The sequence below is a fragment of the Cryobacterium sp. SO2 genome (assembly GCF_026151165.2).
GTDB lineage: Bacteria > Actinomycetota > Actinomycetes > Actinomycetales > Microbacteriaceae > Cryobacterium.
The window spans coordinates 494,256-512,389 of sequence record NZ_CP117849.1 but is presented as its reverse complement, the minus strand read 5'-3'; the positions used below and the strand labels follow the sequence as shown (position 1 = coordinate 512,389).

The 18,134-nt window shown below is 70.3% G+C and carries 16 protein-coding genes; 6 read left to right on the top strand and 10 right to left on the bottom strand.

The annotated features are described in order from the left end of the window. Position 1: 1 nt before the first annotated feature. The 8 genes from BJQ94_RS02410 to BJQ94_RS02375 all read right to left on the bottom strand — a co-directional run bounded on the left by BJQ94_RS02410 (position 2) and on the right by BJQ94_RS02375 (position 7,756). Entirely contained in the window at positions 2-910 is a 909-nt protein-coding gene (locus BJQ94_RS02410; RefSeq protein WP_265398235.1) for a hypothetical protein, read from the bottom strand. A 55-nt stretch (positions 911-965) separates the two neighbouring features. Continuing rightward, positions 966-2,108, bottom strand: coding sequence for a hypothetical protein (locus BJQ94_RS02405; RefSeq protein ID WP_265398234.1), 1,143 nt, complete (start codon positions 2,106-2,108; stop codon positions 966-968). 4 nt (positions 2,109-2,112) lie between these two features. Next, entirely contained in the window at positions 2,113-5,241 is a 3,129-nt protein-coding gene (locus BJQ94_RS02400; RefSeq protein ID WP_265398233.1) for a hypothetical protein, read from the bottom strand. Beyond that, entirely contained in the window at positions 5,238-5,600 is a 363-nt protein-coding gene (locus BJQ94_RS02395) for a DUF6507 family protein (RefSeq protein WP_265398232.1), read from the bottom strand. Before BJQ94_RS02395 ends, BJQ94_RS02400 begins: the two co-directional genes overlap by 4 nt. Continuing rightward, positions 5,597-5,947: a hypothetical protein gene (locus tag BJQ94_RS02390; protein ID WP_265398231.1), complete on the bottom strand. Its 351-nt coding sequence runs from the start codon at positions 5,945-5,947 to the stop codon at positions 5,597-5,599. The genes BJQ94_RS02395 and BJQ94_RS02390 overlap by 4 nt, the downstream gene beginning before the upstream one ends. Beyond that, positions 5,937-6,998, bottom strand: a complete 1,062-nt coding sequence (locus tag BJQ94_RS02385; RefSeq protein WP_265398230.1) for a DUF6177 family protein — start codon at positions 6,996-6,998, stop codon at positions 5,937-5,939. The genes BJQ94_RS02390 and BJQ94_RS02385 overlap by 11 nt, the downstream gene beginning before the upstream one ends. Before the next feature lie 9 nt (positions 6,999-7,007). Beyond that, complete coding sequence (locus tag BJQ94_RS02380) at positions 7,008-7,328, bottom strand: pore-forming ESAT-6 family protein (protein ID WP_265398229.1); 321 nt, start codon at positions 7,326-7,328, stop codon at positions 7,008-7,010. A gap of 92 nt (positions 7,329-7,420) precedes the next feature. Continuing rightward, positions 7,421-7,756, bottom strand: coding sequence for a hypothetical protein (locus BJQ94_RS02375; protein WP_265398228.1), 336 nt, complete (start codon positions 7,754-7,756; stop codon positions 7,421-7,423). Positions 7,757-7,866: 110 nt separating this feature from the next. Here BJQ94_RS02375 and BJQ94_RS02370 point away from each other — a divergent pair, with 110 nt between their 5' ends. The 6 genes from BJQ94_RS02370 to BJQ94_RS02345 are packed head-to-tail and all read left to right on the top strand — an operon-like array spanning position 7,867 to position 15,918. Further along, entirely contained in the window at positions 7,867-8,925 is a 1,059-nt protein-coding gene (locus BJQ94_RS02370) for an FHA domain-containing protein (protein WP_265398227.1), read from the top strand. After that, entirely contained in the window at positions 8,915-9,184 is a 270-nt protein-coding gene (locus tag BJQ94_RS02365; RefSeq protein ID WP_265398226.1) for a hypothetical protein, read from the top strand. The genes BJQ94_RS02370 and BJQ94_RS02365 overlap by 11 nt, the downstream gene beginning before the upstream one ends. Further along, positions 9,181-10,497, top strand: coding sequence for an EsaB/YukD family protein (locus BJQ94_RS02360; RefSeq protein ID WP_265398225.1), 1,317 nt, complete (start codon positions 9,181-9,183; stop codon positions 10,495-10,497). Before BJQ94_RS02365 ends, BJQ94_RS02360 begins: the two co-directional genes overlap by 4 nt. A gap of 2 nt (positions 10,498-10,499) precedes the next feature. Further along, positions 10,500-11,372 carry a hypothetical protein gene (locus BJQ94_RS02355; RefSeq protein ID WP_265398224.1) on the top strand — a complete coding sequence of 291 codons (873 nt, stop codon included), beginning with the start codon at positions 10,500-10,502 and terminating at the stop codon, positions 11,370-11,372. Further along, positions 11,369-15,334: a type VII secretion protein EccCa gene (gene eccCa / locus BJQ94_RS02350; RefSeq protein ID WP_265398223.1), complete on the top strand. Its 3,966-nt coding sequence runs from the start codon at positions 11,369-11,371 to the stop codon at positions 15,332-15,334. Before BJQ94_RS02355 ends, eccCa begins: the two co-directional genes overlap by 4 nt. Continuing rightward, entirely contained in the window at positions 15,331-15,918 is a 588-nt protein-coding gene (locus BJQ94_RS02345; RefSeq protein WP_265398222.1) for a hypothetical protein, read from the top strand. The genes eccCa and BJQ94_RS02345 overlap by 4 nt, the downstream gene beginning before the upstream one ends. A 53-nt stretch (positions 15,919-15,971) precedes the next feature. Here BJQ94_RS02345 and BJQ94_RS02340 read toward each other — a convergent pair whose 3' ends face one another. Next, positions 15,972-17,258, bottom strand: a complete 1,287-nt coding sequence (locus BJQ94_RS02340; RefSeq protein WP_265398221.1) for a saccharopine dehydrogenase C-terminal domain-containing protein — start codon at positions 17,256-17,258, stop codon at positions 15,972-15,974. A gap of 67 nt (positions 17,259-17,325) precedes the next feature. After that, positions 17,326-18,087 (bottom strand): phosphatase PAP2 family protein, encoded by a 762-nt coding sequence (locus BJQ94_RS02335; protein WP_265398220.1) that lies wholly within the window; start codon positions 18,085-18,087, stop codon positions 17,326-17,328. Between the last annotated feature and the right edge of the window lie 47 nt (positions 18,088-18,134).

The following is an 18,134-nucleotide window of genomic DNA, read 5'->3' as shown; positions in this document are numbered from 1 at the left end:
GTCAGTCGGGCCAGGACGGCTGCGACAGCTGGGTGCTGCGGAAGCCCTCGAGCATGGCGGTGGGCACGGTGATCTCGTACACCCCGGCATCCACCTTGACCAACCTCAGGCCCTCGGCGAGATCCGCGTTGTGGCCGACGTATGAGCCACTGGACAGCTTCGTGCCATCAGCGTCCACCGACTCGTCGACGATCCGCAGCTCCAGGCCGTTCCAGACCGCCTCAATGTCGAGCTCCATCACCTCTTCCGCTTCCTCGAAGGGGATCACGTACTTCCACATGCCCCGGCCGGTGCGCACGAAACGCTCGTCGGTGGGCTCGGAGTGCGTGGCCAACACGATACGGCGGCCCTGGTCGATCACGTCGGCCGTGAGGTACATGCCGTTCCACTTGGCCAGGGTGCCGACGTGCCGGGAGAACGGTGTCGACCGGCCCACGGGCTCGCCATCGACCAGCCAGCCGTCGGCGATGTTCGCGAACACGGCTAGGAGCTTCTCGGTGCCGTCGGCGAAGACCCGCACCAGCTGGGTGTTCGGAACCACTCGGGTGTGCCGCATCCACCAGACCGGCACGATGTGGCCGGGGACCGGCGCGAAACCGGTGCCTTTGAACGGCGGTCGATCCACGAACGGGCCTCCGGTGAGCGCCCGCGTCTTCTGGTCGACTCCGCCGATCGCCTTCTCCAGGCGCATCGTCCCCCGCGCCGGGAAGCGGATGACATCGACAAACGGGTCCTCGGGCGAGAACGGCGAGCCAGGAAAACCGAGGGCGTGCACGTCGAAGAGTTGGGCCGGCGTGGTCGCGAAGGCAACGGTCGCCGCTTCGACGACGAACCCGGACACCCGGTCCCACCCTGCGGTGAGGTACGCGTTGCTCAATTGCGGGGTGATGGCCTTCTGGATGAGAGACATGAGGTCCTTACGTGGAAAAGTTAAAGTGCGCATGGTGCGAACGGGTGCGGAGCGCCTACAGACGGTACTCCGAATATTTGTACTGTCCGGCCACGGCCAGTGCTCTGGTGGGCAGGGCATCCGGTGTGATCGGCTCCGCTGAGGAGTGCAGTTCGGCCAGCTCTGACCACGCGGCCGACTCGCCGGGGACGTAAACCACATCGTCGGTGTCGTCGGCGCCATTGACCGCTGCGGACTCCCCACGCCACCGCGTCGTTGACGAGATCCGGCGCAGACCGGTGAGGTCCGATTCCCGCACCTGGGCCCGCCACTCGACGGGGGCAACGTGCGCATCATGCAGCGAATGCAGCACGAAGTCGGGTGTCACTGTCTGGCCCCGGTTCTTGACCGCGAGCACGGTACCCGCCGCGGCCGTCATCGGCCGGGCGAGAATGGTGGTTCGGCCCTTCACCAGCCCAACCTCACCGGTGACGACGCCGGGGCCCGCCGGATGATCCACCGAGATCCAGGAGCGCAGGCTCAGCTCGCTGAGCGGTACCACCGCCGACCAGCAGCCGCGCACGCTGGCGCCGTGCTCGATCTCGGGGGCATCGAACTCGGGCACTCCGCCGCTGGGGACGAAGATGTGCGCCAGCCCGCGCTGCACACCCGCCACGTTCACGGTGATATCCCTCCACAGGGCCGTCCACTCCACGTAGGTCACCACGGCAACCGAACGACGCGGCACGAGTGTGGTCCAGCAGCCGTAGCCGTCCAGCACCCACTCGGGCCCATCTGGCTGGGTGGCGCCCAGCCAGACAAGCTGCAGCTGACGCTCCCCCGTTTCACTGACCGTTCCGCAGGTATCCGTCACCCCAAAAGTCGTTCCGGCGATGACAGCGGTCAGCCCGGGCGCGGGGCTGCGCTCGTCGACGCGATCGAAATGGGACGTACGGATCAGCCAGAACCGTTCCAGCCAATCGAATGGCACATCGCCGGAGACGCTGCCGGTCTGATGGTCGGCGCCCAGGCCCGGAACGTTTTGCAGGGACATCGGCCCGTTGACGCTGACGAGTCCCGAGGCCTTGACTCCCTGGATGTAGACCCGTTCCCCGCGCAGCGTGGCGAAGCCGGTGACCGCTGACACACCACCGTCGAGCTCTGCCGTCTCGAGGACGTGAACGCTGTGTGGCTTCGTCAGCTCGCTATGTGGCTCCATCTACCTAGTCGTTCTCCCGCATCGTAGCCCCCACGCCCGCTGTGGGTCGCGGAGCGATTCCATCCATCAATCCCGGTTGCACGGCGGCATCGGTCAGCAGCCACGTTCCCGGAGCCTTCGGATTCGGCTTCTCGTACACCGCCATGAACTCACGTTCTCCGTTCGGCAGGGTGCGCCACAATTCTGCACCGTTGGGCACCGGGACGCCATCGCGACCGAGGGTGCCCTCCGGTGAAAAGCCGTTCTGCGTGCCAGACAACCCAGATCCGCGGAACGGGTTTTTTGGGTCGAGCGCGTTGCCCAAGTCGTAGCCGATGTCTCCGTAGAGCGCGAGCATTGCCTTCCGCTCTGCACCCTCGTACCCGGCCCACTGGTCCTTGATCGCCTGTGCCTTGGCCACCGGATCCGTCATGTTCATGGTGGGGTCCTTGACCTCGCCCAGCATGAAACGGAGGGGGCCGTCGGGTACGGTGACAGCCGATGGCGTCGGCCCGTCGAAACGGATGTCGTAGAACGCCCGACCCAGCAAGAGATCGCTGCGGAACGGGGTCTTGGTGTAGCCCAGACCGAGCACATCGAATTTCTGCCGGTTGGACATTCCCAGAAGGTCAATGGGCCGCGACACGAATCCCTTGATGCGCTCCATAGATTCCTTGAGCGGGTTCATGATCGCTGACGCATCGCTGAACGTGATGACCTTTTGCAAGGTTGTCGTCGCGCTCGGGGACGGTACCGCCTTGCTCACGTCATGAACCAGCTGCAACTCCGGACGAGACAGGTTCACCAGGGGCTCCTGCGCCACGCGGGTGAACTGTGCGTCTGTGACGCCGTGGCGTTCGAGGATGGCCGGCATGGCCTGGTCGAAGGGCTGATGCCCCTGACCGACCGCGTCGTCGGTGAATGCCGGCGCGCGCAGCGTTCCGTCCACCATCTTCGACGGGGGTTCGACGGCGACGGCGGCGGGTTGGGACGCTGTGGTTGCGCTCGACGTGTCGGCGGGTGCGGCATCCGGGGTCGGGCCGGCGTCGACGGTGGCATCGACGTTCGTGCTCGCAGAGCCGGCGCCACCGGGCGTGGCGGAGGAGGCACCGGAGGTGGCGGCAGTATCCGGGGCTCCACCGCCGGCAGGGCGGGTACTGGCGGCAGCGCCACCCGGTGCCGCGTCGGCAGTGGTCGGCGTCGTGCCGTCCGTTGCCGTCTGGGCTGGGTTGGCCGACGTCGGCGGCGCATCGGCAGGAGCATCCATGGCTCCGCCGGCAGCGGGTCGCGTGTTTCCAGCACCGGAAGCACCGGAAGTACCGGAAGCGCCGGAAGCGCCAGAAGTGCCAGAAGTGCCGGACGCGCCGGGCGTGGTGCCGGCATCAGGCGTAGCTGAGGTAGCGGAGGCGTCGGGCGTCCCGGTAGTGCCAGACGTTTCGGCCGGGCCCGACCTGGCAGGCGTGCCAGAGGTAGCCGGCGTGCCAGGCGTGTCAGAGGTAGCCGGCGTGCCAGGCGTGTCAGAGGTAGCCGGCGTGCCAGGCGTGTCAGAGGTTGCGGGCGTGCCAGGCGTGTCAGAGGTTGCGGGCGTCGCAGGCGTGCCAGACGTCGCCGGCGTGCCCGGCGTGCCAGTCGTCGCCGGCGTGCCGGGCGTTGCCGACGTCGCAGGCGTGCCAGTGGTGGCCGGCGTGGTGCCGGGATCCACTCGTTCGGCCAAGCGGTGCAACATGTCGCCGCCGCTGCCGGGCTCGCCGATGACGATGCGGCCGGGGCTGGGCATGACGCCGCCGCCGCCGGGGAGGGCAAGGCCGGAGCCGGGCTCGACCCGCACCGACGGCATGGAATCGCCAAGGGCGTTGAGGGTCTGCGCCAAAGCGCCGCGGCCGGCGGAAACACCGGTGCTGAGGCTGCCCTTGAGCGCGGTCGTGAGGGCGCCGAGCCCGCCGCCGGCGTGGACGGCGGTGCTGGTCACCACGCGCGTGGCCACGGATGCGCCGGGGAGGACGAAGTCCACCGCGTGCCCGGCAATGGAGGCGGCGCGGGCGGCGATGGTGCCGGCCTTGAGGCCGCCGACGACGGCGCCGCCGGGGATGAAGAAGGTGCCGACGTTCACCAGGGTGGTGCCGAACGCCTCGGCCGGGTTCTCCGACCACATGTCGACGGCGACGAGGGACTTGCCGGCCTCGGTGGCGTAGCCCACGGCCTCTTCGGAGAAGTCGTCGACGCCCTGGAGCCACTCCGGTACGTACTCGTCGGGGATCAGCGTGGCGGCCATGCTCCAGGTGCCGAGCATGGCGACTCCGGCCACGGTCATGCCCATGCCACGCCAGGCCGCGGCGGCGGTCTCGCCGTCGCCCCAGTCCCCGGTGGTGGCGTTGTAGCCGAACAGGGCGCCGGCGCCCTCGCCCATGCCGACGATGGCGCTCTCCATGCCGTCGTTGACGGACTGGTAGCAACCCTTGTCGCCATCCGTCGCGGCACCGTACGGCAGCACAGCGCCCTCGGCGTTGAGGTCGTCCGCGGTCATCGCGACGACGACCTCCGTGGGCCGGTCCTCATCGGTGCGCAACGCGTTGATGGCGTTGATGGCCTCGGTCTGGGCGGCGTCGAGCGCCGCGACCTCGGTATTGATCCGGCCGATGATGTCTTTGTTGTCTTCGACGGTGTCGCGGTGCTGGTCCCAGGGGATGGTGACCGGCGCCATGTCGGCGAAGTCAGTGACGACGAAGCTGAAGATACCGGCGTCCCAGGCTGGGTGGTCCTTGTCGTACCACTCCACGGTGACACCGTTGATGACCCGGGTCGCGAACGCGTTCGCCTCGACCTTGAGCGCCATCAGCCGCGTCTTGATCGGGGCGATGGTGTCGGCGAAGTTCGAGATGATGGTCGACACACTCGCGAGGGTGGTGCCGATCGCGGCGGTGTCGACCGACACCGGGTCCATGATCGCGAGCAGCTCGGCCGATTCCGGTGCGGTGTAGACGCCGCTGAGGCCCTGCCACTGGGTGAGTACCGCCGAGCCCTTTTCGGGCACGGCAGTGCCGGCGGTCGAGTATGCGGTGGCGGCACTGGCAACGGACTCCGGGTAGATGTTGTCGCCGGGAATATTCTCGGCGTTGACCAGGTCCCCGTAGCCGATGTGATCGCTGACGCTCACAGTGCAGCCGCCCGCTCAGCACCGATGGCGGACATGTCGCCGTTGAGGGCGGAGGCAGACGCGGCCGCCTGTGCGGTGGCCGCCATCTCCTCGTCGCCCTTCAGGTAGGCGATAGCGGCGGTGCTGGCTCCCACTGTGCCCGCATTGATGCGGTAGCCCACGTTGGTGAGTCGGGTCTTTTCGCTCTCGATGAGCGCCTGCACGGCGGCGGGCACCCCGCCGAGCGAGCCGGCGCCGTAGATCAGCTCATCCTGGGCGGTCAGGATGCCGTCCAGTGCCGTGGACAGCTCGGTTGCGGCGGTCTCAACGTTGGTGAGAACCGTCGACACCCCCTGTGGGTCAATGCTCCAGCTGGTCATTCGATGCCCTCCCGCACGAATAGGTTGCCCTCCGCCGACCGGGCGAGCGCCCGGGCAACGTCGAACCCCAGGTCAGCGCCCGGGTCCATCGGTGAATACAGTTCAGTCCAAAATGCTTGCCCGGTGGTGGGCGTGCTGCCGGTCAGGCGCTCCACGTCCTCGGGCACGTCGAACCCCTTGCTGCGCAGCACGGTCAGCAGCACCTCACCGGCCGGGGAACACACCTGGGTGGCGCCGCCGTTCCAGATGTGCCGCACGAGCAGGTCCGGGTTCACCGACACGGCGGCGATCAAGTGGTCGCCCACATCCACCGGCCGGGCCGAGACCACGATCAGTTCATGAGGCATGAGCCACCTCCCGGGTGTCGCCGTTGCCGAGAGCCCGCGCCACATCGGCCGGGTCGAACGAGCCGGCCACGTCGAGGTACTGCTGCCAGCTACCCGAGCCCTCCCGGGTGAACGGCAGCACGATCGAGGGGATGCGCGGGCGACCGGCACGGATCGCGCCGAACCTCTCCGCCGCGTCGGGCAGGTCGATCTTGAGGTCGCGCACGGCCCGCGGGCCGAGCACCATCGCCACCGGCAAGGGTGGGGCGCCCAGCTCTGACGACACGGCCAGGTCGGCGGCGCCGCGCAGCACGAAGGCGCTGCCCACCAGCACCGACTCGGTGGCCGCGAGGTCGGCGAACACCCCGGGCACGGCGCTGATGCTGTACGCGGCGGCAGCGTCGTCGGCGTCGAGGGCCACCAGCAGCTTGGTCTCCTCCACGAGGCCCCTGGCGCTGCGGGTGACGCGCAGCACGCCGGAGAACGCGAGGTCGCCACGCCCGGTGACGTGCAGCCGGGTCTCCCGCGGCATCCGGGCGCGGACGTACCTGTCGATCTTGTCGCGGTCCCAGGCCAGCCCGGCAGGTTCGTGCACGCCCCAGCCAGCAGGGACCGTGCCGGCCACCCGGTCGGTGAGGAAGGCCAAGGCCGCGCCCACACGAGTTTCGTCGCGGGCCTGCAGGTGCACGGACACGGTCAGTTGCAGCCAGGACCGCGCCGAGGCATCCGTCGTGTGCCCGGCCGGGTCGGCGCGGTCGACGGCAACGCCGGGGCGCAGCACGTCGCTCACCGCGTCAAGCCGACGGCCGGTGAGACCGTCGGTCAGGGCATCCGCGGAATCGCGCACCACCCACTTGTTGCGGGTGGCGCCGAGCAGCTGCATCATGCCGAAGGTGAGCCGCGACGACGACGGGGTGAGGAACACCACGCGCAGCCCGGCTCTGGCGCACTCGCTGATCAGGCTGGTGCGGCCCTCGCTGGCGTGCACGATGGGCGCAGCGCTGAAACTGACGACATAGCCGTCGCCCACCGAGTCGACGAGCGGATGTTCGACGCTCTCGCTCTGGGTCATCAGAACGGGTTAGCCGATATTCTGAACAGCCGACCGGCCGCGCGCCAAAGTGGCCTGGGCGGTCTCGTCGTTCGAGGACAGCGAGGTGCGCAGGGTGTTGATGATCTGCTTGACCTCACCGGCCACGGTGTTCCAGCGCATTTCCTTGGCGGCATAGTCCTCTGACACGCCGTCGGCCTGGTAGTCGGCCATCATGGCCTTCACGTCGGCATCGCGCTGGTCGATGAGCGACTCGAGCTGCGCGGCCAGCGCGTTGAAGTTGTCCTGCACGTTCTGGGATGCGGCGACGTCGTAGTCGCGGCGATCTGCTGAGTTTCCGCCTGAAGCCATGATGATGCCCTTCGGTTGGGTCGAGTGTGAGAGTGCCGCGGCGCGCTCGCGCGGGCCGCAGGGTGCCAGCGTGGATCACGCCGGCGGAATCGTCAGGCGCGCGAACCGAACCTGGCGGCGTCGAAGCTCGAGCCGGCCTGGGCGGTGCTGGTCTGGTCGGCGAGTTCCTGGTCACCCTGCGCGAACGCGAGGTCCTGACCCTGGATACCGGTGAGCACGGCATTCAGCGCGCTGTTGAGCTCGGTGGCGATGCCATCGGTCTCGGTCTTGAACCTGTCGAACGCGGCACGCCCTGCGCCGTTGAACTTGCCCTCGAGCGGCGCGGCCGCCTCGAAGAGCTGCTTCACCAGCGAGCCCAGGTCGTCAGACGAGGTGCTCGTCTTCTTGGTGAGGTGCGACAGAACGTCGGCCCCCATTGCGAATTTCATTCCAGCCATTTTGTCCCCCTAAATGCTTCGATGAGATCTCAGGTTAGGGTATGTCAACACGGTGCGGGGGAAATTCAGCACATCGACAGTTGCCGATTCACCTTTGGGGGGTGCGGTTCTTCATGGTCAATGCGCTCATCGGCGCGATCAGCTGCGGACGCTGCGGAGCCCCGCTGATCCCAGCAAACGCCTACTGCACACGCTGCGGGGTGCTGTCTGTCGTGGCCGCTCCCGGGGCCGCTCTCGGCCCCTATTCGGGGATGCTCGGCGGAGTGGTCACCGCATCCGCGACACGCCGGTACTGGTCGGTCGCCATCGACCTCGCGCCGGCCGCGATCCTGGCCGGCGGCGCCGTGGCCGTGGCCGCCGGATCGCCCGACCGCGCGACCGGTGGACTGTTCGCGGCCGTGCTCGGCGTGCTGCTGGTGTTCGGCTGCAGCCAACTGCTGTTGCTGCTCGGCACCGGGCGCACCCTCGGCCGGTGGCTGCTGGGCCTCCGAACTGTCGACGACCTCTCCGGCAGCCCGGTGGGCGCCCGCCGCCTGCTCAGCGCCATGGTGGACCTGATCGGCTCCCGCAGCACCATGACCGCGGACCTCCGCCGCGGTCGCGACCCGCACGCCCCCGCCCGCAACCCCCTCGGCACGGCCCAGCTGGCCCAGGTCTCGGCCCAGTCGGGCGCGCCGACCCGGCGTGAGGGCCGACGCCGCATGCTGGCCACGGATGCCGACGACGGGTACGCCCCGCAGGCCCGGATCGCCCCGTTCGTGACTATCGTGCTCGATAACGACCAGTCCCAGCAGGTGGACACGTCGCTGTTGATCGGCCGCCGGCCCGATAACCGCACGGGCGACGAGGTACATCCGCTGTTCGCCTGGACAGATCTCTCCCGCACCATGTCGAAGTCGCACGCCCTGGTCACCTGGTCTGGCACGCTGCTCTGGGTCACCGACCTGGGCTCGGCCAACGGCACCACCCTGGTCACCTACTCCGGCGAGCGCCGCCCGCTGCTGCCGGGCCAGCCGACCGCCGCCGCACCCGGCTGGCGGGTCGAGCTCGGCGACCGCCACTTCGACATCCTCGCCACCGAGGCCGTCACCGTGACAGGTACCCCCACCCCGATCACCGCCACGATCCCGAGAGAAAGCCTGCCCGTCGATGTCCTCTGATTACGATGTGGTGCTCCTTGAAACCGTCAAGACGCATCGCGCCCGGCTCCAGGCCGCATTCCTGTTCGGCGAGCTGTCCGAGCGCCGCGCGACGACCGACAACCTGCGCCGGTTCCTGGCCGGGGTGATCCTGGCCGCGGTGGCCTGCGCCGCCTGCGTCGGCACGTCCTTCGTGATCGACCTGCTGGCCAAGAAGGCCGCGGCGGATGCCGAAGTAGCCTCGCTCTCCGCCCCGCTCGTGCCCGGACCAGCGCTGTGAGCGGCTTCACCCGGCTCACCATCGTGGGCCGCACTCGCAAGGCCGAAATCGTGGTGCCGGGCGACGAGACCATCGCCGCTCTGATCCCGCAGCTGATGGACCTGCTCGAGGAACGCACCGGCTCTGTCGCCCGCCCGCTCACCCTGGTGCGCGCCACCGGGCAGCAGCTGGACACCGCCCTCACGCTCGCCGAGCAGCACGTGTCGGCCGGGGAGCTGCTGCGCCTGTTGCGGGTGGACGAGGCTCCGGCGCCGCCGGAGGTGGCCGACGTGACCGACGTCGTCGCCGAGGCCAGGGACGACAAACGCGGCCTGTGGACGGCCAGGCACCGCGAGGGTGTCGGCGCCGTCGCCATCGCAACCATGATGGCCGTGGCCGCGCTGCTGTTCACCGGCAGTTACACGGGCACCGTCGCGCTTCTCACCGCGGTGTTCGCGGGCAGTCTCCTGGTCTCGGTTGTGCTCGGCCGTCTGCACCAGCGCTGGCCGGCGACAGCGTTCGCCGCCGCCGCGCTCGGTATTGTGCCCGCCACCGGCGCCAGCCTGGCCGACGCCGGGCTCGGCAGCCGGGAAGACCCCGTCATCGCCACCCTCGTGCTGGCGCTCGGCCTGGGCTGGCTGGCGATCGGTGTAGCGCTGGGACTCGGGCTCGGCATCCGCCCGGCCCTGCGGGCCAGTGTGGTGGGCGTGGCCCTGAGCGTGCTGCCCGTGCTGCTGCACCTGATGGGCCTGGCCGAGCTGGAGACCGCGGCTGTGGTGGGTGTCGCCGCCGCCGTGATCTGCGGCATGCTGCCCTGGTACGCCATGAACAGTTCGGGGCTCACCGGCATCGACGACCTCGTGATCGCGGGCCGGCTCACCAACCGGGAGACCGTGCTGGCCACCGTCAACGACGCCTACAGGTCGCTCACCTGGTCAACCGTGGCCGTGGCCCTGCCGCTCCTGATCGCCGCCAGCCTGCTCGCCGCATCAGCGGACGGCTGGGCGATCGGCCTCGGCGCGGCGCTCATTGTCGTCACCGCACTCCGCACCCGCGCTTTCCCACTCGCCGGTCAGGCCATCGTGCTCTGGGCCGCGTCGATCGCGGCCTTCATCGTGGCCGCGGTGGCGCACACCGACGAGTGGTACGTGCTCGCGGCCCTCGTGATCGTGTGCGTGGCCACCCTGCTCGTGGTCGCGCTGAACCCGCCCGCACACACCAGGGCCCGGCTGCGCCGCGCCGGCAACAGCATCGAGATGTTCGCCGTCGTGGCGCTGCTGCCGGTCACGCTCGGGGTCTTCGGCGTGTACCCCGACCTGCTCGGGACGTTCTAACCGTGTCCACCCTCGCAGCCGGGCTGCGGTCGATCCCCTTCGCCCTCGTCGGCAGCGCCAGCGCACGCCTGCACGACCTCACCTCGGCGGATGCCGCCATCCGGATGCCGCTCACCCTCAACCGGCGCATCGGCCTCGTGCAGGCCTGCGGCGGGGCGGGCGCCTCGACCGTGGCGGCCGGAGTGGCGAGCATCTTCGCCACCCGCCGCTCCGGCCTGGTGCTCGGTGTGAATGCCTCCGGCGGCGCGCAGAACCTGCTCTGGCACGCCGGCGTGCCCACGCTGCCCGGCGCGCTGCCACCGGCACGCACCCGGCCTCTCTCGGCCGCCGATGCCGCGGCCGGGCTGCCCGTTGCCCGGTCGGGTCTGATCGGGCTGGACCTGCGCGACCCCGCGCATCCGACCACACCGGTACCCAGCCGCACCTGGTTCGACCGGATCAACCCGGTGTCGCGGTTCTTCGACCTGGCGATCACCGACTGGGGCGTGCGCGGCTACCAGATCGACCTGGCCCAGGTGGCGCTGGCCAGCCACGTCTTGTGCGTGGTCACCCCGTCGAGGCGGCACGAACTCGAAGACGCCGCCGCCGTGATCCCGGCGCTGACCGGGGTGGAGGACGGCCCGCAGGTGGTGCTCGTCATCGTCGACGTCAGCGGTTCCAGCCGCGGCCAGGCCCTGCCAGACGTCGGGTCCGACCTCGGGGTGCCGGTCCTGCGGATTCCGCACGACCCGAGCGCCGGCTCCGCCACACCAGTGGCCAGCGCCCACATGAGCGCCCGCACCCGTATCGCCTACGCGCAGCTCGCCGGCACCATCATGACCCAGGCGCAGCTCTCGCTGGGCGCCGAACTCCGACACCGTGAGGCCACAGCATGACGCTCCGACTCGTGCACAGGCCCACCCGGGTGACCCGGCCGCTGCAACGCGGCGACGCCGAGGTGATCTCCCCGCCGCCGGCGATGCAGGACGGCGCGCAGGGCGGTGTGCCCATCCAGGCGCTGCTGCCCGTGCTCGGCGCCGGCACCAGCGTGATCATGATGGTCACCCTGCGCGGCAACGCCCTGTTCATGGTCATCGGCGCGCTGATCCTCATCGTCGCCATCATCAGCGGGCTCGCCATGGCGCTCACCCAGCGCGGCGCGGCCGCCCGTACCCGGCGGGTGCAGCGCGAACGCTACCTGGACTATCTCGAGGGGCTGCGCGCCCGGATGCGCCAGCGCGGCAAGTCGGTGCGGGCCACCGCCGAACTGCTCAACCCCGACCCGGCCGCGCTGATCGAGCTGGTGCGGGACCCCGGCCGGCTGTGGGAGCGCCGCCGGCACGACGCCGACTTCCTCAGCCCGCGCCTGGGCGTGGGCGACGTGGCCTGGTTCGACCTGGCCATCCCCACCGAGCAGAACCCCGTGCAGCCGTACGACCCGATCCTGGCCGGCGAGGCCCGGCAGGTCACCGAGCACTACTCCACGGTGCGCGGGATGCCCGTTGACCTCAACCTGGACGGCGCCGGCGCCGTGGCCATCATCGGCGACCGGCAGAACGCCCTGCAGGTGGCGCGGGCGCTGATCCTGCAGATCGCCGCGCTGCACGCCCCCGACGACGTGCACATGGCCATCGCCTACCCCGACACCGCCGCCGAGGACTGGCGCGGTGTGGACCTGCTGCCGCACTTCGTGGACGAAGACACCTACGACGGCCCGGTGCCGGCCCGCCGGGTGGCCAGGGACACGCACGCGCTGCGGCGGGTGCTCGGCCAGGAGCTCGGCGACCGCGCCCAGCTGGCGGCCACCGCGAAACGCAGCGGCGGCAACGCCGGACCGGCCGAGAACGCCCGGCTGATCGTGTTCGTGGACGACTACGGCCACGTCGCATCCGTGTTGCCGGTGCCCGACGCCGACCTCTCCCCCATCGATCTGCAGATCACCATGGTGCACCTGCTCAGCGACCGGCTGCACGAACCATCCGACGTGACCATCCGGGTCACCGTCGGCGACGGCACGGCCGAGATCTCGGATGCCCGCGACGGCGGCGACGGCCAGGTGCCTGTGCAGGGCGCCGTGCTCGACCAGATCTCCGCTGCCCTGTTCGAGACCGTGGCGCGGATGCTGGCGCCGCTGCGGTTGAGCATGACCAGGCAGGACGAGGTCGAATCGGCCAAGGCCGTCGACATCGTCGAGCTGCTCGGCATCGGCGACGTCAGTGCCTTCGACGCGGCCACCGCCTGGGAACCGCGCTCACCCCGGGACTTCCTGCGGGTGCCGGTGGGGCTGGACGACTTCGGCGAACCGGTGCTGCTCGACCTCAAGGAATCCGCCCAGCTGGGCATGGGACCGCACGGCCTGGCCATCGGCGCGACGGGTTCGGGCAAGAGTGAGATGCTGCGCACCCTGATCCTGGCGCTGGCACTGTCGCACGGGCCCGACGACATCAGCATGGTGCTGGTGGACTACAAGGGCGGCGCGGCGTTCGCGCCGTTCGCCGGCCTGCCGCACGTGGCCGGCATCATCGACAACCTCGCCGACGACCCGCAGCTCACCCAGCGGGCGCGGGTGAGCATCGCCGGGGAGGTGGTGCGCCGGCAGCAGCTGCTCAAGGACGCCGGCAACTCGCCGTCGATCACGCACTACCGGGAGCTCGCGGCCGAACGCCCCGACCTGCCGGCGCTGCCGCATCTGCTCATCGTCATCGACGAGTTCGGTGAGCTGCTCACCGCCGAACCCGACTTCGTCGACCTGCTGCTCACCATCGGCCGGATCGGCCGGTCCATCGGCGTGCACCTGCTGCTCTCCAGCCAGCGCATCGAGGCCGGCAAGCTCCGCGGACTGGAAACGTACCTCTCCTACCGGGTGGGCCTGCGCACCTTCTCCGCGTCGGAGAGCGCCATCGTGCTCGACACCCCCGACGCCTTCCACCTGCCGGCGATCCCCGGCTACGGCTACCTCAAGGTCGACACCTCGATCTACCGCCGGTTCCGGTCCGGCTTCGTCTCCGGCCCGGCCGTGCAGGCGGATGCCGCGCCCACCCACAGCGCCGACCTCGACACCCTCACGGCGTTGCCGCTGCCGCTCTACAACGGGCTGCAGCAGCGCACCGAGAACGAGACCGCGGAAGAGGCCCTGGCGAGCCCGTCGACCGGGCGGGCGCTGATTGACGAGGCCGTAGACGGCCTGCGCGGCTCGGCCCTCACGGTGCCGCCGATCTGGTTGCTGCCGCTGCCGGAGCGGTTCGCGCTCTCCCGCATCCTCACCGACGAACCCACGCCTGAGCTCAAGGTGCCGATGGGCCTGCTCGACGAACCGGAGAAGCAGCGCCAGGACCCCTGGTTGATCGACCTCACCCGCAGCGGCGGGCACGTCGCCATCTTCGGCGCCCCGCAGACCGGCCGCAGCACCTTCCTGCGCACCATGGCCGCGTCGATCGCGCTCACCCACACGCCCCGTCAGGTGAGCATCTACGGGATGGACTTCACCGGCTCCGGCATGAACCGCATCGAGGGCTTCCCGCACGTGGGCGGGGTGGCCACCCGCGCCAACCGCGACAGACTGCGCCGGCTGCTCGAGGAACTCGCCGGCATGCTCGCCACCCGCGAACGCCTCTTCACGGAGCGCGGCATCGACTCGCTGCCGACGCTGCGCCGGCTGCACGCCGACGGCGGTGTGCCCGAACTCGTCGCCGCGGACATCGTGCTGCTCGTCGACGGCGTGGGCGCGCTCCGCACCGAGTTCGAGGAGTTCGAGCAGCCCCTGTTCGACATCCTGGCGCGCGGGTCGAGCTTCGGCATCCACGTGGTGCTCGCCATGACCAGGTGGAACGAACTGCGGATGGCGCAGCAGCCGCTGATCGGCACCCGGATCGAGCTGCGCCTGAACGACCCGATGGACTCCCAGGTGGGCCGCAAGCTCTCCGGGGCGCTCCGCAGCGACCAGCCCGGGCGGGCGATCACCGACGACGGCCTGTTCGCTCACATCGCCCTGCCCGTGCTCGACGACACCGCCGACGACCTGATCGGCGACGAGATCGAACAACTCGCCTCCCGCTCGGCGCACAGTTGGCAGGGCCCGTCGGCCGCGCCCATCCGGCTGCTGCCCGACAGTTTCTCGCCCGACGAACTGCCCGATGCCATCGACTCGCCCGATGCGGTGCCGTTCGGCCTGCGCCAGGACACCATGGAACCGGCCTACCTCGACCTGGCGTCCCGGGACCAGCACGTGCTCGTGTTCGGCGACCACGCCTCGGGCAAGTCCACATTCGTGCGCGGCATCGTGCAGGGGCTGATCGACCGGTACACGGCCGACGAGCTCGTGATCGCGATCATGGACGTGCGCGGGGAGATCGCCTCGTCCTGCCCGGACGACTACCTGGGCGGGCTCGCCGAATCCAGCGGCCAGGCCCGGGTGCTCACCACCGCCATCGCGAATGAGCTGGCCCAACGGCAGGATGCGTCCGACCGCTCGGCCGGGCCGCGCATCGTGGTGATCGCCGACGACTACGACGTGCTCGCCTCCGGCGGCACCGACCCGCTGGCGCCGCTGCTGCCGTTCCTGCCCAGCGCCCGCGAGCTGCGGCTCAACGTGATCGTCACCCGCCCGGTGGCCGGCGCGTCCCGGGCGCTCTACGACGTGGTCCTCCAGTCGCTGCGCGACACCGGCGCGACGAGCCTGATCATGTCGGGCGAGCGCACGGAAGGCCAGATCCTGCCCGGGGTGTACGCCGAGCAGATGCCGCCGGGCCGCGGCCGGATCGTGCGACGCGGCGACCGGCCGCGGATCGTGCAGATCGCGCATGCCCGGAACCCCGCCACTGAAGCGGCCGAATCCCTGGCGAAGGAGCTGGCACTGTGACCCACGGCACCCTGCGCATCGTCGTCTGCGGCACCGCCGGCGGCGTGGGCACCACCACGCTCGCCGCCATCCTGTTCGACCAGCTGTCACGCCTGTCGCCCAGCGTGCCGACGCTGGCCGACCACTCGTCGGGGTCGGTGGGCGCCCGGCTGCCCCGCGGCGACGACGCCGCGAGCATCGACGGCGGCCTGGTACTGCACGACCTGGGCCCGCACGCGCTCGGCGAGGGCCTCGACCTGCTCGAGTCGCCGTCGATCATCGCCGTGATCGCCACGGCCAACACCCCGCTCGGCTTCGCTGCCGCCGACGAACTTCTCGGCGCGGTGCGCGAGCGGTACGGGCAGGCCGGCCTGGCGCGGGTGACCGTCGTGGCGATGGGCACCCGCGGTCGGTTCCGCACCAAGCGGCTCACCGAGGCCCTGCACCTCACCTACGGGCGAGGCATCGCGTCGGTGATCCGGTACGACGTGTCGCTGGCCGGCGGCGGCCGCATCCCGATTCACCGCCTCGCCAAGCGCACCATCACCGCCTGCGACCTGCTCGGCCGCCGGGTGCTGGCCTCCGCGGCGCATCACCGGCGCTAACCCTCGCGAGCCGTGAGTTAAGCCCCTTCCCGACGCCCGGGTTGGGGTTTATCTCACGGCTCGCGAACCGTTGGGGTGCGCTCGTCCATGCCCCAGGGCTGGCCGTAGCCGGCTGGTTCGGGCGCGGCCATGAGGTCGAGGTACGGCTGGGCGTCGAAGGCCTCCGGGCCGAGCACACCGCTTCCAGTCCAGACGCCCGTCGCCAGCAGCTCGAGCGCGATCGCCGGGTTCAGCGCCGTCTGCCAGACCACACACTGGGCGTCGTACTCGGCCATTGTCCACTCGTTGTCGCTCACGTGATAGAGGTACACCTCGCGCGGCGCGCCATCCGTGCCGGTGCCGGTCACCCAGACGCCGGCGCAGGTCTTGCCGGTCATCCGCGGGCCGATCGTGGCCGGGTCGGGCAGGCTCGCGGCCACCACATCGCGCGGCGCGACCATCGCCGGGCCCTCCGCGGTGCGCACCTTCACGGGCGCGACGCTGTCGAGGCCGAGCAAGTGAAGCGTCTTGAGTACCCCGATGAACTCCTCACCGAGGCCGTACTTGAAGGTGACCCGCTTGGCGTCGAGCCAGCGCGGCATCAGCAGCACCTCTTCGTGCTCCACGTTCACGCACTCCACCGGGCCGATGCCCTCGGGGAAGTCGAACACCTCCGGCTCGCTGAACGGCGGAGTCGTGTACCAGCCGCGGTCCTTTTCGAAGATCACCGGCGGGTTCAGGCACTCCTCGATCGTGGTCCAGATACTGAACGACGGCGCGAAGATCTCGTTGCCGGCCTCGTCGCGCACCACCAGGTTGGCGCCGTCCCTGGTGCCGAGCTCGTCGATCTCGCTGAACAGGTGGTCGGAGGCGTAGCGGGCGAACACGTCGGAGAGCCCCGGTTCCACGCCCATGCCCACCAACGCGAGCCGGCCGCTGGTCTCCCAGTCGGCGGCCTGCTCGAACTGGTCGTCGCCGAGCTTGATGCCGGTCTCTCTGTGCGGGTCGGTCGGATGCGGCTCCGACAGGCTCATCGCCATGTCAAGGTAGTCGGCGCCCGCGGCGAGCGCCCCGGCGAAGATGCTCTGCACGAACTTGGGCTCCACGGCGTTCATCACGTGGGTGGCGCCGTGCTCGCGGGCCACGCGCGCCACCACATCCGGGTCGGAGGCGTCGATCTGCGCCGCCGTGAACCGGCCGGCGATCTCGGCGCCGTGCCGGGCCGTGATCGACGCGATGGTGCGCTCCGCCCGGCCGAGGTCGTAGTCGCTCACCACGACCTGCTCATAAAACGAGCGGCGGGCAACGATCTTCGCGAAGGCGTCACCGACGCCACCCGCCCCAACGAGGAGAATTCTCATGCCCCGACGCTAGCGCGCACCGGCCGCAATGTCAGCCCGCGCGCCGGATTCCGGCTTATCCGCCGGATTAGCCGGAGGCGGATGCCGGCGGTTTCGTTCGCTGCGCCCGCCGCCGGGCGATGGTGTTCTCACCGTCGAGCTTGGCCGCGAGCGGCGCCCACAGCACCACGGCCACCCCGGCCCCGAGCATCAGCCCGCCGATGGTGTCGGTGAGCCAGTGCGCGCCGAGGTAGGTGCGGCTCACCATCATCGCCACCGTGTACACGGCACCGGCAATCCACACCCACAGCCGCGGGAAGATGATGCCCAGCGCCACCACCATGGTGGCCGCATTGGCGACGTGCCCGGATGGGAACGAGCCGAAGTCGGAGGTGATCAGCATGTCCTCCGGGCGGGCCCGGCCGAACAGGGTCTTCAGCAGCTGCACCAGCCCGGCGCTCGCGACGGTGGCGATCAGGAAGTAGAGGGCCGCCCACGGGCGTCGGAGCACAAGCAGGGTCACCAGGATCAGCAGCGGGATCACGACCACCCCGGCGATGCCGGCGCCGAGGAAGTTCATCACCAGGGCAGGGACCTCCCAGACCGGCGACCGGTGCTCGAGGATCTCCTCCATCCACTCGGCGTCGACCTCGATCGGGCGGCCGTTGCCGCGCAGCAGGATCAGGGCGCCGAGCAGGAACGCCAGCAGCACGGCCAACGCGCCGCTGATCAGCGGCCACCGCCGCGCGATCCGGCGGGCGGGTGCATCCGCCGCGGCCTCCGGCCCGGCCGGCGTCGTGGCGGGCTCGGGTGGGGTGGGCTCAGTCTCGGGGGTTCGGGAGGGGTCCATCAGCCCATGTTAGATCGGCGCGGATGGGAGGCGGCCCTGACCCGCGG

Excerpts from the sequence above, each read along its gene's own strand:
- BJQ94_RS02395 (WP_265398232.1), bottom strand. The coding sequence starts at position 5,600 with ATGACCAGCTGGAGCATTGACCCACAGGGGGTGTCGACGGTTCTCACC.
- BJQ94_RS02380 (WP_265398229.1), bottom strand. The coding sequence starts at position 7,328 with ATGGCTTCAGGCGGAAACTCAGCAGATCGCCGCGACTACGACGTCGCC.
- BJQ94_RS02385 (WP_265398230.1), bottom strand. The coding sequence starts at position 6,998 with ATGACCCAGAGCGAGAGCGTCGAACATCCGCTCGTCGACTCGGTGGGC.
- BJQ94_RS02390 (WP_265398231.1), bottom strand. The coding sequence starts at position 5,947 with ATGCCTCATGAACTGATCGTGGTCTCGGCCCGGCCGGTGGATGTGGGC.
- BJQ94_RS02375 (WP_265398228.1), bottom strand. The coding sequence starts at position 7,756 with ATGAAATTCGCAATGGGGGCCGACGTTCTGTCGCACCTCACCAAGAAG.
- BJQ94_RS02365 (WP_265398226.1), top strand. The coding sequence starts at position 8,915 with ATGTCCTCTGATTACGATGTGGTGCTCCTTGAAACCGTCAAGACGCAT.
- BJQ94_RS02405 (WP_265398234.1), bottom strand. The coding sequence starts at position 2,108 with ATGGAGCCACATAGCGAGCTGACGAAGCCACACAGCGTTCACGTCCTC.
- BJQ94_RS02410 (WP_265398235.1), bottom strand. The coding sequence starts at position 910 with ATGTCTCTCATCCAGAAGGCCATCACCCCGCAATTGAGCAACGCGTAC.
- eccCa (WP_265398223.1), top strand. The coding sequence starts at position 11,369 with ATGACGCTCCGACTCGTGCACAGGCCCACCCGGGTGACCCGGCCGCTG.
- BJQ94_RS02340 (WP_265398221.1), bottom strand. The coding sequence starts at position 17,258 with ATGAGAATTCTCCTCGTTGGGGCGGGTGGCGTCGGTGACGCCTTCGCG.
- BJQ94_RS02335 (WP_265398220.1), bottom strand. The coding sequence starts at position 18,087 with ATGGACCCCTCCCGAACCCCCGAGACTGAGCCCACCCCACCCGAGCCC.